This is a genomic window from Calditerricola satsumensis (genome assembly GCF_014646935.1).
Classification (GTDB): domain Bacteria; phylum Bacillota; class Bacilli; order Calditerricolales; family Calditerricolaceae; genus Calditerricola; species Calditerricola satsumensis.
Window position 1 is genome coordinate 1 of sequence record NZ_BMOF01000059.1, and the last position, 14,631, is coordinate 14,631.

Here is a 14,631-nt window from a genome sequence, read left to right on the forward strand (position 1 = left end):
GATTTCGATGTGAGTGATCCAGTCTCCCTTCGGTTAGATTTTAGCTGAGTGATTGCGGTTCATTGTTCACCATTTCCGTTCTGTGCTACAATAAGGGAGTGGCTCGGCTTGAGAGGAGGTCAGGAATGAACCGTTTCTTCCGGAACACCGGATTTTACTTGCTGATTGTGCTCGTCACGGTTGGAATCGTCAATTTTATTGCCAATAAAGACGCGCAAACGCTGCAAATTCCGTACCATGAGTTCCGGCAAGCCCTTGCGGCGGGAAACGTGGAGAAGGTGTCCGTGCAGCCCGACCGCGGGGTGTACCTCATCGAGGGGACGTTCAAGCAGCCGCCAGCCGGGCGGCCGTCGAAACAGTTTTACACCTACGGCCCCCTCTACACCGATGAAGTGCCGCGCCTCATCGCCCAGAGCGGGATTCCCGTGGAATACCGGGAGCAAAAGGGCGATTCGGTTTGGCTCACCTTTTTGACGTCGATCGTTCCCTTTGTGATCATGTTCGTCCTCTTCTTTTTCCTCCTGAACCAGGCCCAGGGCGGCGGTACCCGGGTGATGAACTTCGGCAAGAGCCGCGCCAAGCTGTACACGGAGGACAAGAAGAAGGTTACCTTTGACGATGTCGCCGGCGCGGATGAGGAAAAGGCGGAGCTGGTGGAGATCGTCGAGTTCTTAAAAAATCCGCGCAAATTTTCCGCCCTCGGGGCGCGCATTCCCAAGGGCGTGCTGCTGGTCGGTCCGCCGGGCACGGGGAAGACGCTCTTGGCGCGCGCGGTGGCCGGCGAGGCGGGCGTGCCCTTTTTCAGCATCAGCGGCTCCGATTTCGTCGAGATGTTCGTCGGGGTGGGCGCCTCGCGGGTGCGCGACCTGTTTGAAACGGCCAAAAAGCATGCCCCGTGCATTATTTTTATCGACGAGATCGACGCCGTGGGCCGGATGCGCGGCGCCGGGCTGGGCGGCGGCCACGACGAGCGGGAGCAGACGCTCAACCAGCTTCTTGTCGAGATGGACGGTTTTGGCGTCAACGAGGGGATCATCATCATCGCCGCCACCAACCGTCCGGACATTCTCGACCCGGCGCTGCTCCGCCCCGGGCGCTTCGACCGGCAGATTACCGTGGATCGGCCCGACGTCAAGGGGCGCGAGGAGATCCTGCGCGTCCACGCGCGCAACAAGCCCCTGGCCGAAGACGTCGACCTGAAGCTGATCGCCAAGCGCACGCCCGGTTTCACCGGTGCCGACCTGGAGAACCTCCTCAACGAGGCGGCGCTCTTGGCGGCGCGTCGCGACCTGAAGAAGATCACCATGCGCGAGATCGACGAGGCCATCGACCGCGTCATTGCCGGTCCGGAGAAAAAGAGCCGCGTGATGAGCGATTTCGAACGCAAGCTCGTCGCCTATCACGAAGCGGGGCACACCGTGGTCGGCTATCACCTCGAGCACGCCGACGCGGTGCACAAGGTGACGATCATCCCCCGCGGGATGGCCGGCGGCTACACGGTGATGCTGCCGAAGGAAGACCGTTTCTTCATGACCAAGTCGGAACTGATGGACAAAATCACCGGCCTCCTCGGCGGACGGGTGGCCGAGGAATTGGTGCTGGGCGAAATCAGCACCGGCGCCCACAACGACTTTGAGCGGGCGACGAACATCGCCCGGCGCATGGTGACGGAATTCGGGATGAGCGAAAAGCTTGGGCCGATGCAGTTTGGCCGCCCGCATGGCCAGGTGTTCCTCGGGCGCGACCTCGGGACCGAGCAGAACTACAGCGACGCCATCGCTTACGAAATCGACCGCGAGATCCAGCGCATCATCCGCGAGTGCTACGAGCGGGCCCGGGCGCTCTTGGAGAAGCACCGCGACGAGCTGGAGCTGATCGCCCAAACCCTGCTGGAGAAGGAAACCCTCGACGCCGACGAGATCCGCCAGCTGATCGAGACGGGACGGCTCGATCCGCCAGCGGGCGGGGCGGATGTCAAGGTGCAGATCCAGTCCAAGCCGGAAAACGGCGCGGCGCCTGCACGCGGCGAGGAGCCCGATCAACCGGAAAAACCATCATAGATACCGACGTGGCGGCGTCCCGCAAGGCGCCGCCTTTTGCATGCCCAACGATTCCCTTGCCCTCTTTGCGCGAAATGGCGTACGATAGGAGCGAATTTGCGCCACCCTTTAACCGACGGACCATCCGGTTCCGCCGGATGGATCGGCGTGACCCCCGTGACAGGAGCGTGAGCCAAGCCGTGTCCCTTCCGACACGTCCCCTGGACGACGACATTGCCATTGCCCGACGGGCCAAGCTGAAGCCGATTGGCGAGATCGCCGCGGCGCTGGGGCTGCGCGAAGAGGAGTGGGAGCCCTACGGTCGCTACAAGGCAAAGCTGTCGCTCGCCATCCTCGAGCGGTTGAAGGACCGGCCCGACGGCAAGCTGATCCTCGTCACCTCCATGAACCCCACGCCGGCCGGCGAGGGCAAGTCGACGGTCACCGTGGGCCTGGGGCAGGCCTTGAACCGTTTGGGCAAGCGCGCCATCGTCGCCTTGCGCGAACCGTCCCTTGGCCCGAACATGGGCGTAAAGGGCGGTGCGGCCGGCGGCGGCTACAGCCAGGTCGTACCGATGGAGGACATCAACCTCCATTTCACCGGCGATTTTCACGCCATCACGACGGCGCACAACACCCTGTCGGCCCTGATTGACAACCACCTGCACCAGGGCAACGCCCTCCGCCTCGATCCGCGGCGCATCGTGTGGAAGCGGGTCCTTGATTTGAACGACCGCGCCCTGCGCCGCGTCGTGGTCGGGCTGGGCGGGCCGGCCAACGGCGTTCCACGGGAGGACGGCTTTGACATCACCGCGGCTTCGGAAGTGATGGCCGTCCTGTGTCTGGCCACAAGCCGCTCCGACCTGAAAGCGCGCCTTGCGCGGATGGTGATCGGCTACACCTCCGACCGCAAGCCGGTGACGGTCGGCGACCTGGGGGCCCAGGGGGCCATGGCCGTCCTCTTGAAGGACGCCCTGTTGCCCAATTTGGTGCAGACGCTGGAAAACACGCCGGCCCTCATCCATGGCGGTCCCTTTGCCAACATCGCCCACGGGTGCAACAGCCTCGTGGCCACCAAGATGGCCCTCAAGCTGGGCGAGTACGTCGTCACCGAGGCCGGGTTTGGCGTCGATTTGGGGGCCGAGAAATTCCTCCACATCAAGTGCCGCACCGGAGGCCTTCAGCCGGCGGCGGCGGTGGTGGTGGCCACCGTGCGCGCCCTCAAGATGCACGGCGGCGTGCCGAAGGACCGGCTGCACGAGGAAAACCTCGATGCCCTGCGCAACGGGCTGGCCAACCTGGAAAAGCATCTCGAGACGCTGGACAAGTTTCACCTGCCGGCGGTGGTGGCCGTCAACCGCTTTTACACCGACACCGAGCGGGAGTGGAACGTGCTGGCCGAGAGGGCGCGGGAGCGGGGCGTCCCCTTGGCCTTTGCCGACGTGTGGGCGCGCGGCGGAGAGGGCGGCCTCGAGCTGGCCGAGCAGGTGGTGGCGCTGGCCGAGGGGGCGGATCGCCGCGGCACGGTGCGCTTCCTCTACGACGTGAACGAGCCGCTGCGGACGAAGATCGAGACCATCGCCCGGGAGGTGTATGGCGCCGACGGGGTGCGCTACACCGCCCAGGCGGAGAAGCAGATGGCCCAGATCGAGGCCAACGGCTGGGGCCGGCTGCCGGTGTGCATGGCCAAAACGCCGTATTCCTTGTCCGACGACCCGACGCGCCTCGGCCGCCCGACGGGCTTTACCCTCACCGTGCGCGAGCTGCGCCCAGCGGTTGGAGCGGGGTTCGTCGTCGCGCTGACCGGCGACGTACTGACCATGCCGGGGCTGCCGAAGGCGCCGGCGGCGCTGAAAATGGACATCGACGACGAGGGGAACGTGTACGGGCTCTTCTGAGACGCCGGCGCCCCACGACGGCCGGCGAGGGAACCGGGGAGGGATCGACATGCTGCTTGTGATGGACGTGGGCAACACGAACATCGTCATCGGCGTCTACGAGGGGCGAAAGCTGCGCCACCATTGGCGGGTGCACACCGACCGCGACAAGACGGAAGACGAATACGGCATGTTGATCCGCGCGCTGTTTGACCACGCCGGGCTTTCCTTTTCCGACATCGAGGCGGTGGTGATCGGGTCGGTGGTCCCGCCCCTCATGTCCGCGTTGGAGCGAATGGCGCGCAAGTACATTGGGCGCGAAGCGATGGTGGTGGGTCCGGGCATCAAGACCGGCGTCAACATCAAGACGGAAAACCCCAAGGAGGTCGGCGCCGACCGCATCATCAACGTCGTCGCTGCCCTTCACCTGTACAAGCCGCCGCTCATCATCGTCGATTTCGGCACGGCCACCACATTCGATGTCATCGATGCGCGAGGGGATATGATCGGCACGGCCATCGCGCCGGGGCTGGTCATCGCCGCCGAGGCTCTCTTCCAGAAAGCGGCCAAGCTGCCGCGCATCGAGATCGCCCGCCCGCCCCACGTTGTGGGCCGCAACACGGTGACGGCCATGCAGTCCGGCGTGTACTTCGGCTACGTGGCCCTCGTTGACGGCCTGGTGGCGCGCATCCGGCGCGAGCTGAAGGCGCCGGCCACCGTGGTGGCCACCGGCGGCCTGGCCGAGCTGGTGGCTGCCGAGTCGGAGACCATTGACATCGTCAACCCGTTCTTGACGCTCCAGGGGCTGCAGCTCTTGTACGAGCGGAACCGATAAGGCGAGCGGAAACCCAGGGAACAAGGACTTGGCGCCGTTTTGTCGAAAGAAACAAGCGACTGCGTCACCTTTCCTGCCGCGAGGTGAGGGCCATGGCCCACAGCCGGCGTATCCGCACCCGTCGCCGCGCACGTCTCGCGCGCGTCGAACAGCAGTTGAACGTGCGTCTGCCGATCGCCGTGGGCGAGGACGAAGCGACGCTTCGGTTTTTGGAGGCGGTGGCGGTCGCCCCCGTCCACACCCGTCCGGAAGAGCAGGAACTGATCCGGCGGGTGCAGGAATTGGGCGATCCGGCGGCGTGCGATGCCCTGGTGCGCGGACACCTGCGCCATGTGGTGGCGGTGGCCGTGCGGTTTCAAGGCCGCGGCCTTTCGCTCATGGACCTCATCCAGGAGGGCGTCATTGGCCTCCTTGCGGCCATCGCGCGCTTTGATCGCCGGCGCCGGGTTCGCCTGGCCCACTACGCCCGGTGGTGGATTGCCCAGGCGATTGCCCGGGCCGTCCATGACAAAGGCGACCGGATTCGCCTCCCGGTCCATATGCACGTGCGCCTGCGCGAATACCGAACCTGCGCGACGCGCCTGGCCCAGGAGTTGGGGCGTTTTCCGCGCCCGGACGAAGTGGCCACCGCCCTGCAGACGAGCGAGGGGGAGGTGAACCAGCTGCGCGCTCCTGGAATGGGCGTGGCTCGATGTCGACGGACCGCTCGACGGCGCATCCACCGTGTGGCCGGATGGTGCGCCGGACGACGCGGAGGAACCGCTTATGCTTGCCGACGTGTTGGGGAGCGAGGAAAACGACCCCGAAGGGTGGATCGAGCGCGCCGACCTGCGCGCGCAAGTGGAACGGCTGCTCGAAAGCCTCCATCCCCGCGCGCGGGCCATTCTCGTCCTCCGTTTCGGACTGGCGCGCCATGAGCCGTGCACGCTGGAGGAAGTGGGCAGGCGGTTCGGCTTGACGCGCGAGCGGGTGCGACAAATCGAGGCGGCTGCCCTGAGTCGGCTGCGCCGGACGAAATTGAGCAAAAACCTCCATGAATACCTGCGAAAACCGTGATCCGCGTTTTTTTTTGTTTGCAACCAACTGTGCTACACTATCGTTGTATAGTACGGAGAGCGGCGATCGCGCCGCTCTGTTTCCGTTGCCGGAGCAAGGAGGACCGTTATGGGGGACTACGCGATTCGGGGCTTGGCCGGTGGGGGCCAGGTCCGTCTGTTTGTTGCGCGCACGACCGAACTCGTCGACGAACATCGCCGCCGCCACGGCACGCTGCCGACGGCAACCGCCGCGCTCGGCCGCGCCGTTACCGCGGCGGCGTTGATGGGGTTGACGCTGAAAGGGGAACGGGACCGTTTGACCATTCAGGTGCGCGGCGACGGCCCGTTGGGGGCGATTGTCGTTGATGCCGACGCCAAGGGGCATGTGCGCGGCTACGTGCACAATCCGAAGGTGCATCTGCCCCCGCGGGCCGACGGAAAGCTGGATGTGGCCGGTGCCGTCGGAACAAGCGGGCATTTGTACGTGATCAAAGACCTGGGCCTGCGCGAGCCGTATCGCGGGAGCGTCCCTCTCGTGTCCGGCGAGCTGGGCGACGATTTTGCCTATTACTTTGCCGTTTCGGAACAGATCCCCTCGTCCGTGGGTCTGGGGGTGCTGGTGGAACCCGAGGGACGCGTCCGCGCGGCCGGGGGGTTTCTCCTTCAGGTGTTGCCGGGGGCGGAAGAGGCGCTCGTGGAACGGCTGGAACGGCGCGTGGCCGCACTGGCCAGCGTCTCGGCTTCAATCGACCGCGGGCTGGCGCCGGAGGAGCTGGCGGCGGAAGTGGTCGGCGAGCCGGTGGAGGTGGCCGAGGCCGTCCCCCTCTCCTTTGCCTGCCACTGTTCGCGCGACCGCGTCAAAGCGGTCTTGGCCAGCTTGGGCAAGGACGAGTTGGCGCGCCTCGTGCAAGAACAGGGCGGGGCGGAAGTGACGTGCCAGTTCTGCAACGAGGTGTATCGCCTATCTGCGGAAGAAGTGCAGGCGCTTGCCGATGCCGGTGAGGGGACGGCGCCGTAGGCTGTCTGGACCGGCAGAAGAGGAGAAAGCGAGAGGACGAGCCGATGAACCGCACGACAGTGTTATGGGGCATCATTCTGATCCTGGTCGTTGCACTCGGGGTTTCCATTTGGTGGGGGCTGAACCGTTCGACGAAACCGGTGGCCGTGATCGGCCAAGGGACGGATCAGGTGGTCATCACCGAAGAAGAGTGGATCAACCAGCTCAAGAAGCAATACGGCCGCCAGGTGCTGGAGGACATGATCAACCGGCGGGTGGTGTTCCTCCAGGCGCAAAAGGCGGGCATTTCCGTGCGGCCTGAAGACGTGGAAGCGGAGCTCCGCGAGATGAAGGCCGGGTACCCCAACGACGCCGCCTTTTACGAGGCCATCCGCCAGCAACTCGGCCTCACCCCGGAGGAGCTGCGCAAGGATATCGAGTTTTACTTGTTATGGGAGGAATTGGCCACGCAAGGGGTGAAGGTGAGCGAGGAGCAGATGCGCGCCTACTACGAGCAAAACAAGGAGCGGTTCGTGGAGCCGGCCCGCGCCCACGTGTTCCAGATTCTCGTGCCGACGCTGGAGGAGGCGCAGCAGGTCTTGAACGAACTGGATGCGGGCGTGCCCTTCGAGGAGGTGGCGAAGCGGCGCTCCACCGATAAGGCGACGGCGGGCCACGGCGGCGACCTCGGCCAGGTGGAGCTGGATGCCGGCTATTTGCCGTCCAATGTCGCCGCAGCGGCGAAGACGTTGCCGTTAAACCAGGTGAGCGCGCCGCTGCCCGTCGAGGGCGGGTATGCCATCATCAAGGTGACCGAGCGCACGCCGGCGCGCCAGCGGCCTTTTGAAGAAGTGAAGAACACCATCCGCCGCGAGCTGGCCTTGAGCCAGGTCGGATCCCTTCAGGCGGTGCTGGACCGGCTGAAAGCCCAGGTCGGCGTCAAACTGGAACCGCCCTTCGACACGGTGATCAATTGACAGAAAAATGCCGCCGGTGATATGCTGAGAGGAGATAAAACCCCATTAACGTTATCGGTATTGGAGGGTTAACGATGCCGAAAGTGGCCAACAACATTCTGGAATTGATTGGCGACACCCCGCTTGTCAAGCTGAACCGCCTGGTGGGTCCGGACGAAGCCAACGTCTATGTGAAGCTGGAATGGTTTAACCCCGGGGGCAGCGTGAAGGACCGGATCGCCTGGTCAATGATCGAGGAGGCCGAAAAAGAGGGCAAGCTGAAGCCCGGCGACGTCATCGTGGAACCGACCAGCGGCAACACGGGGATTGGCTTGGCCATGGTGGCGGCGGCCAAAGGGTACAAGGCCATCCTCGTCATGCCGGACACGATGAGCCTGGAGCGCCGCAAGCTGCTGCGCGCCTACGGGGCGGAGCTGGTGCTCACGCCGGGGGCGGAAGGGATGCGCGGCGCCGTGCGCAAGGCGGAAGAGCTGGTAGCCGAAAACCCGAACTACTTCATGCCGCAACAGTTCAAAAACCCGGCCAACCCGAAGGTGCACCGCGAGACGACGGGGCGGGAGCTGCTCGAGCAGGCCGAGCAAATCGGCGGCATCGACGCCCTGGTGGTCGGTGTCGGGACCGGCGGGACGATCACCGGCGCGGGCGAAGTGCTGAAGGAAAAATACCCGCATCTGAAGATCTACGCCGTGGAGCCGGCCGACTCTCCCGTTCTCTCCGGCGGCAAGCCCGGCCCGCACAAGATCCAGGGCATCGGCGCCGGCTTTGTTCCGGACATCCTGAACACGGAGATTTACGACGGGGTGATCACCGTCAAAAACGAGGAGGCCTTCGAAACGGGACGCCGCCTGGCCAAGGAGGAAGGGCTCCTCGGCGGCATCTCCACGGGGGCCAACGTGTTCGCCGCCCTCAAGGTGGCCCGCGAATTGGGCAAGGGCAAGAACGTCGTCACCTTCTCCCCGTCCAACGGCGAGCGCTACCTCAGCACGCTGATGTTCCAGTTTGAGGAAGAGTAAGCGGGTTCCTTTGGCGTCCGCACGCGAGGCGGGCGCTTTTTTTGCCTCGGGTGCGTTTGTCGCCGTGGTGTTCGGGCGTTTGGCCTTTCCCGTCTGCCGCGGAAGGCCGTTGCGCTGCCCGCCCACCTTCCGGCATACTACAGGTGAAACCCTGTGGAGCGTGAGGACGGCGTGCGGCTTGTGGACGAACCGACCGATTCCCTGTACGCCGGCCGGTTCACCCGCGTGCCGGTGGCGTGGCGCTTGCCGTGGGACGGGACCGACCCGCTGGAATGGTACGGGCGGTTGGCGGCGGGTGCGCCGGCCAGTTTTCTCCTCGATAGCGGCGGCCGGGGGCGGTACACCTTTTTCGGCCGCGGCGAGGTCCTCGTGGTGGGAAAAGGCGATGCCTTGACGGTGACGCGCGGTGGGGTGGTGGCGCGATGCCGCGGGAACCTTCTCGATCGGCTGCGGGAGGTTCTCGCCGCACGCCGCGCGCCGACATGTCCCGAGCTGCCGCCCTTTTTTGGCGGCTTTGTCGGGTACGTGGCCTACGACGTGGCGCGGGCCATCGAACGCCTTCCTGCGCGGGCGGCCGACGACCTGGCCCTGCCCGAGGTTTACCTGATGGAAGCGCGCGAAGTGGTGGCCGTCGACCATGAGGCGCGCGCCGTCTACCTGATCGTCTGTGTGAATCCCGCCGAACCGGGCGGAGGGGCCGCTGCCCGCGAGCGGCTCGAGCGGCTGGCCGCGCGCTTGGAGCGGCCGGCTGCCGCCGATGCGCTGCATTCCTGGCGGCCGGCCGACGCGACGTCGGAGGTGCGCCACTCGTTTACCCGTGACGGCTTCGAGGCGGCGGTGCGCCGCGTGCAGGACTACATCGCCGCCGGGGACGTGTTCCAGGTGAACCTCTCGGTGCGCCGCAGCCAGCCTCTTGATGTTCCGCCCTTCGCCGTCTACCGCACCCTGCGGCGCCTCAACCCCTCGCCGTACATGGGGTATTTGCGCTTTCCCGATCTCGAGATCGTCTGCGGCTCGCCGGAGTTGCTCGTCCGCGTGACGGGCGAGGAAGTGGCCACGCGCCCCATCGCCGGCACGCGGCGGCGGGGACGGACGCCGGAGGAGGACGAGGCGCTGGCGCGGGAACTGCTGGCCAGCGAAAAGGAGCGCGCCGAGCACGTGATGCTCGTCGACCTGCAGCGCAACGACCTGGGGCGTGTGGCGGTCTATGGCACGGTGCGCGTCGACGAGCTGATGGTCATCGAGCGCTACTCCCACGTCATGCACCTGGTGTCGCACGTGCGCGGCCGGCGGCGGCCCGACGCCGACCTCGTCGACTGCTTGCGCGCCGTCTTTCCGGGCGGGACGATCACCGGGGCGCCGAAAGTGCGGACGATGGAGATCATCGAGGAACTGGAGCCCGTCCGCCGCGGCCCGTACACCGGGTCGATCGGCTGGTTCGGCTACCAGGGCGACATGACCCTCAACATCGTCATCCGTACGCTGGTGGCCAAGGACGGATGGGCCCACGTGCAGGCCGGAGCGGGCATCGTCATCGATTCGCAGCCCGCCGCCGAGTACGAGGAGTGCCTGAACAAGGCGCGGGCGTTGTGGCAGGCCGTGGAGGAGAGCCGAGCCGAGGTGCGCGCGAGAGGAGGATAGCGATGGTTCTCGTCATCGACAACTACGATTCCTTCACGTACAACCTGGTGCAGTACTTCGGGGCGCTGGGGACCGAGGTGCGGGTGTACCGCAACGACGCCATCACCCCCGAGGAGGCCGAGCGCCTTGCCCCGCGCTACCTCATCATCTCGCCAGGTCCGTGCACGCCGAACGAGGCGGGGGTGAGCCTGGCCATGATCCGCCACTTTGCCGGCAGGGTGCCCATTCAGGGCGTCTGCCTCGGCCACCAGGCCATCGCTCAAGCCTTCGGCGGCCGCGTGGTGCGTGCCCTGCGCCTGATGCACGGGAAGACGTCGGAAATTTTCCACGACGGCAAGACGCTGTACAAGGGCCTGCCTTCCCCCTTCGTGGCCACGCGTTACCACTCGCTCATCGTTGAGGAGGAAAGCCTGCCGGACGTCTTTGAAGTCAGCGCCCGCACGGCGGAAGGGGAGCTCATGGGGCTGCGCCACCGGACGCTGCCCATCGAAGGGGTGCAGTTTCACCCCGAGTCGATCCTCACCGAAAGCGGCATGGCCCTGCTGCGCAACTTCCTCGACACCTACGCCGGTGTCGCGGAGGGTGCGTAAGACGGTGATCGTGTGGGTCGACGGCGCCCTGAAACCGGTCGACGCGGTGCGCATTTCGCCCCTCGACCACGGCTTTCTGTACGGCGCCGCCTTCTTTGAGACGCTGCGTACTTACGGCGGGCGGCCCTTTCTCCTCGCTGACCACCTGGCCCGACTTCGGCGCGGCCTCGAGGCGGCGGGGATCCGCTGGCGACTGGAGGAGAAGGCCATCGCCCGTGCCGTGGCCGAGGTGCTGGAAGCGAACGGCCTGGCCGACGGCGTCGTGCGCCTCACTGTGACGGCCGGCGAAGGGCCCCCTGTGCTCACCGCCGCGCCCTACGCGAAGCCGATGACGCTGCTGTTCGCCCGCCCCCTTCCCCCCGCCCTTGCCGCCTGGCAGGAGCGGGGGCGGCCCCTCGTCACGGTGGCTTTGCCGCGCAACGGACCGGAGGGGCGCGAGCGATACAAAGCGCACAGCTTTCTCAACAACCTGCTGGCGCGGCGCGAGCTGGGCGACCGGGACGCCGAGGGGCTGATGCGGACGGCCGACGGGCGGGTGGCGGAGGGGATCGTCAGCAACGTGTTTTTCGTCCGGGGCGACGAGCTCGTTACCCCGGCCCTCACCGCGGGCATCCTGCCCGGCGTGACGCGACGCCTGGTGCTCGCCCTCGCGCCGCAGGCGGGCCTTACGCCCGTCGAGCGGGACGTGTGGCCCGAAGAGCTGGCCGAGGCCGACGAAGTGTTCCTCACCAACGCCGTGCAAGAGCTGGTCCCCGTTTGCGCCGTCGACGGGCGGCCGGTGCGGGCCTGCCCGGGGCCGCGCACGCGCCGCCTGCTTGCGCGGTACCGCGAGCTGGCCCATCAAGGCCTGCGGTCGGTGGCGGACATCCGGTAACGGCTGAATCTCGAGAGACGAAAGCGAGGCGCGAACCATGCTGCAACAACCGTGGCCCTTGACGCCGACCGTGCGCCGCGTGGAGGCGCGCGGCAAAACCCTTGTCTTTGGCGAGCGCACCCTGGTGATGGGCATCCTCAACGTGACGCCCGACTCCTTCTCCGACGGCGGGCGCTACAACCGCCTCGACGCCGCCGTCCGCCGCGCCGTGGAGATGGTGGAAGAAGGAGCCGACGTCATCGACATCGGCGGGGAATCGACGCGGCCCGGCGCCGTGCCGGTGTCCCTCGAGGAGGAGCTGGAGCGCGTGATCCCCGTCGTCGAGCGCGTGGCACGGGAGGTGGACGTGCCCATTTCCGTTGACACCTACAAGGCGGAGGTGGCCCGCCAGGCCCTCGAGGCCGGCGCGCACCTCATCAACGACGTGTGGGGGCTGAAGGCCGACCCGGACATGGCCCGCGTCGCCGCGGAATACGGGGCGCCGATCATCCTCATGCACAACCGGCGAGACCCGAATTACCGCGACCTGATGGCCGACATTGTGGCCGATCTGCGCGAGAGCATCGCCCTCGCCCGCGCGGCGGGCATTCCCGACGCGCGCATCATCCTCGACCCCGGGATCGGCTTCGCCAAGACCTACGAGCAGAACGTGGAGGTGATGCGCCGCCTGGACGCGATCGTGGCCCTTGGCTATCCGGTGCTGCTTGGCACGTCGCGCAAATCGCTGATCGGGCTCACCCTTGACCTTCCCGTAAACGAGCGCCTCGAGGGCACGATCGCCACCGCCGTCCTCGGCATCGTTCAGGGGGTTGACATGGTCCGCGTCCACGACGTGAAGGCCCACGTCCGCGCCTGCCGCATGGCCGACGCCATCGTGCGCGGGAGGCGGGCGTAGCGTGGCGGGATGCTGGCAGCGGGCGTACGTGGGCCTGGGGTCCAACCTTGGCGACCGCGCCGCCTTTTTGCGCGGCGCGCTCGCGGCCCTTGACGCCGAGCCGGGCGTGCGCCTGGTGGGCGCCTCGCCCATCTACGAGACCGATCCCGTGGGGGTCACCGACCAGCCGCCGTTTCTCAATCAGGTGGCCGAACTGGAGACGGTCCTGACCCCCGACGCGCTCCTGACGCGCCTTCTCGCCATCGAGCGCGCCTTTGGTCGCGAGCGGCGCGTCCGCTGGGGGCCGCGCACCCTCGACCTCGACCTGCTCCTGTACGGCGATGCGCGGATTGCCACGGAGCGCCTGTGCGTCCCGCACCCGAGGATGACGGAGCGGGCCTTTGTCCTCGTTCCCCTCGCCGACATGGCTCCGGACCTCGTCATTCCGGGAACGGGGCGGTGCGTGCGCGACTGGGTTCGCCTCGTGGGGACGAAAGGGGTGAGACGATGGAAACCCATCGCCTCGGAAACCGCATCCGCGCCTACCGAAAGCTGAAGGGGCTGACGCAAAAGGAGCTGGCCGAGCGGCTCGGCGTTTCCGTCGCCGTGCTTGGGTCCGTCGAACGGGGCGTGCGTCGGCCGTCGTCCCATCTGCTCAACGCCATCGCGGCTGCGCTGCAGGTTCCCGTGGAGGAGCTCACCAGCGGAGGAAAGAAGTAAGGGAAGGCGGCGGCTTGCGGGCGATCCCGCTTGTCGGTAAAATGATGGAGAACAGCGGGGAAAGGAGGGATTCCGCCATGACGCTCCGCATCGGCAACGTGGAATTGGATAACAACGTCGTGCTGGCACCCATGGCCGGGGTGTGCAATCCGGCTTTCCGCCTCATCGCCAAGGAATTCGGCTGCGGCCTGGTGTGCGCCGAGATGGTGAGCGACAAGGGCATCGTCTACGGCAATCGGAAGACGTTGCAGATGCTGTATGTCGACGAGCGCGAACGGCCCCTTTCCCTGCAGATTTTCGGTGGGGACAAGGAAACGCTGGTGGAAGCGGCGAAATATGTCGACCAATATACGAACGCCGACATCATCGACATCAACATGGGCTGCCCGGTGCCCAAGATCGTCAATTGCGACGCCGGGGCCAAGTGGCTCCTCTATCCGGAGCGGATTGAGGACCTCATTCGCAGCATCACCCGGGTGGTTCGCAAGCCGGTTACGGTGAAGATGCGCATCGGCTGGGACGAAGACCACATCTACGTCGTCGACAACGCCAAGGCCGTCGAAGCCGGCGGCGGCGCGGCGGTCACCGTCCACGGCCGGACGCGCAAGCAGATGTACACGGGCAAAGCCAATTGGGACTACATCCGCCAGGTGAAAGAGGCGGTGCGCATTCCCGTCATCGGCAACGGCGACGTGAAAACACCGGAAGACGCCAAGCGCATGCTCGACACCACCGGCTGTGACGGCGTGATGATCGGCCGCGCGGCACTGGGGAACCCGTGGATGCTGTACCGCACCGTTCATTACCTCAAGACGGGGGAACTGTTGCCCGAACCGACGCCGCGCGAGAAGGTGGAGATCGCCCTTCTGCACATGGACCGCTTGATCCAGCTGAAGGGCGAGACGGTCGGCGTGCGCGAGATGCGCAAACATGCCGCGTGGTACCTGAAGGGGCTTCCCGGCGCGGCGAAGGTGAAGGACCTTGTCAACCAGCAGGAAACGCGCGAAGGCATGGCCCGCGTGTTGCTGGAGTACGTGGAGGCGCTGGAAAAGAAGCAGGAGGTGCAAGAAGCCGTCCCCGTTGCGTAACGCGGTGTTCGCGTGTCAACTCACATAAAAACCTAACCGAAGTGAAGCCGGTCACTCACGAGAAAATCT

At 66.1% G+C, this 14,631-nt stretch carries 15 protein-coding genes; all 15 read left to right on the forward strand.

The window, feature by feature from the left end:
* Positions 1-125: 125 nt before the first annotated feature.
* Entirely contained in the window at positions 126-2,060 is a 1,935-nt protein-coding gene (ftsH, locus tag IEX61_RS10880) for an ATP-dependent zinc metalloprotease FtsH (RefSeq protein ID WP_054672531.1), read from the forward strand.
* Positions 2,061-2,227: 167 nt separating this feature from the next.
* Positions 2,228-3,937 carry a formate--tetrahydrofolate ligase gene (locus tag IEX61_RS10885; RefSeq protein ID WP_373288449.1) on the forward strand — a complete coding sequence of 570 codons (1,710 nt, stop codon included), beginning with the start codon at positions 2,228-2,230 and terminating at the stop codon, positions 3,935-3,937.
* Between the two features lie 49 nt (positions 3,938-3,986).
* Positions 3,987-4,751, forward strand: a complete 765-nt coding sequence (locus IEX61_RS10890) for a type III pantothenate kinase (RefSeq protein WP_188818041.1) — start codon at positions 3,987-3,989, stop codon at positions 4,749-4,751.
* A 92-nt stretch (positions 4,752-4,843) separates the two neighbouring features.
* Entirely contained in the window at positions 4,844-5,668 is an 825-nt protein-coding gene (locus IEX61_RS10895) for a sigma-70 family RNA polymerase sigma factor (protein WP_188818043.1), read from the forward strand.
* A complete protein-coding gene (locus IEX61_RS12825; RefSeq protein ID WP_373288450.1) occupies positions 5,592-5,807 on the forward strand; it encodes a sigma factor-like helix-turn-helix DNA-binding protein in 216 nt (71 codons plus the stop codon). The genes IEX61_RS10895 and IEX61_RS12825 overlap by 77 nt, the downstream gene beginning before the upstream one ends.
* A 108-nt stretch (positions 5,808-5,915) precedes the next feature.
* Positions 5,916-6,806: an Hsp33 family molecular chaperone HslO gene (gene hslO / locus IEX61_RS10900; protein ID WP_054671997.1), complete on the forward strand. Its 891-nt coding sequence runs from the start codon at positions 5,916-5,918 to the stop codon at positions 6,804-6,806.
* 44 nt (positions 6,807-6,850) lie between these two features.
* Complete coding sequence (locus IEX61_RS10905; RefSeq protein ID WP_054672001.1) at positions 6,851-7,762, forward strand: peptidyl-prolyl cis-trans isomerase; 912 nt, start codon at positions 6,851-6,853, stop codon at positions 7,760-7,762.
* A 74-nt stretch (positions 7,763-7,836) separates the two neighbouring features.
* Positions 7,837-8,775: a cysteine synthase A gene (cysK, locus tag IEX61_RS10910; protein ID WP_188818045.1), complete on the forward strand. Its 939-nt coding sequence runs from the start codon at positions 7,837-7,839 to the stop codon at positions 8,773-8,775.
* 225 nt (positions 8,776-9,000) lie between these two features.
* The gene (pabB, locus tag IEX61_RS10915; protein ID WP_188818052.1) at positions 9,001-10,416 is read left to right on the forward strand and encodes an aminodeoxychorismate synthase, component I; all 1,416 of its coding nucleotides are present in this window, start codon (positions 9,001-9,003) and stop codon (positions 10,414-10,416) included.
* Between the two features lie 2 nt (positions 10,417-10,418).
* Entirely contained in the window at positions 10,419-11,006 is a 588-nt protein-coding gene (locus IEX61_RS10920; RefSeq protein WP_054673372.1) for an anthranilate synthase component II, read from the forward strand.
* On the forward strand, positions 10,999-11,880 hold the full coding sequence (locus IEX61_RS10925; protein WP_229725847.1) for an aminotransferase class IV: 882 nt from the start codon (positions 10,999-11,001) through the stop codon (positions 11,878-11,880). The genes IEX61_RS10920 and IEX61_RS10925 overlap by 8 nt, the downstream gene beginning before the upstream one ends.
* Positions 11,881-11,917: 37 nt before the next feature.
* Complete coding sequence (folP, locus tag IEX61_RS10930; RefSeq protein WP_188818046.1) at positions 11,918-12,775, forward strand: dihydropteroate synthase; 858 nt, start codon at positions 11,918-11,920, stop codon at positions 12,773-12,775.
* Between the two features lies 1 nt (position 12,776).
* Entirely contained in the window at positions 12,777-13,310 is a 534-nt protein-coding gene (gene folK, locus IEX61_RS10935; RefSeq protein WP_188818048.1) for a 2-amino-4-hydroxy-6-hydroxymethyldihydropteridine diphosphokinase, read from the forward strand.
* A complete protein-coding gene (locus IEX61_RS10940; protein ID WP_054673146.1) occupies positions 13,262-13,474 on the forward strand; it encodes a helix-turn-helix domain-containing protein in 213 nt (70 codons plus the stop codon). Before folK ends, IEX61_RS10940 begins: the two co-directional genes overlap by 49 nt.
* 77 nt (positions 13,475-13,551) lie before the next feature.
* Entirely contained in the window at positions 13,552-14,562 is a 1,011-nt protein-coding gene (gene dusB, locus IEX61_RS10945) for a tRNA dihydrouridine synthase DusB (RefSeq protein ID WP_054673147.1), read from the forward strand.
* Positions 14,563-14,631: the final 69 nt, after the last annotated feature.

What these genes read in the sequence shown, in the direction of transcription:
- dusB (WP_054673147.1), top strand. Translation starts at nt 13,552, where the DNA reads ATGACGCTCCGCATCGGCAACGTGGAATTGGATAACAACGTCGTGCTG.
- IEX61_RS10940 (WP_054673146.1), top strand. Translation starts at nt 13,262, where the DNA reads ATGGAAACCCATCGCCTCGGAAACCGCATCCGCGCCTACCGAAAGCTG.
- IEX61_RS10905 (WP_054672001.1), top strand. Translation starts at nt 6,851, where the DNA reads ATGAACCGCACGACAGTGTTATGGGGCATCATTCTGATCCTGGTCGTT.
- ftsH (WP_054672531.1), top strand. Translation starts at nt 126, where the DNA reads ATGAACCGTTTCTTCCGGAACACCGGATTTTACTTGCTGATTGTGCTC.
- hslO (WP_054671997.1), top strand. Translation starts at nt 5,916, where the DNA reads ATGGGGGACTACGCGATTCGGGGCTTGGCCGGTGGGGGCCAGGTCCGT.
- folP (WP_188818046.1), top strand. Translation starts at nt 11,918, where the DNA reads ATGCTGCAACAACCGTGGCCCTTGACGCCGACCGTGCGCCGCGTGGAG.
- IEX61_RS10920 (WP_054673372.1), top strand. Translation starts at nt 10,419, where the DNA reads ATGGTTCTCGTCATCGACAACTACGATTCCTTCACGTACAACCTGGTG.
- IEX61_RS10895 (WP_188818043.1), top strand. Translation starts at nt 4,844, where the DNA reads ATGGCCCACAGCCGGCGTATCCGCACCCGTCGCCGCGCACGTCTCGCG.
- cysK (WP_188818045.1), top strand. Translation starts at nt 7,837, where the DNA reads ATGCCGAAAGTGGCCAACAACATTCTGGAATTGATTGGCGACACCCCG.
- IEX61_RS10890 (WP_188818041.1), top strand. Translation starts at nt 3,987, where the DNA reads ATGCTGCTTGTGATGGACGTGGGCAACACGAACATCGTCATCGGCGTC.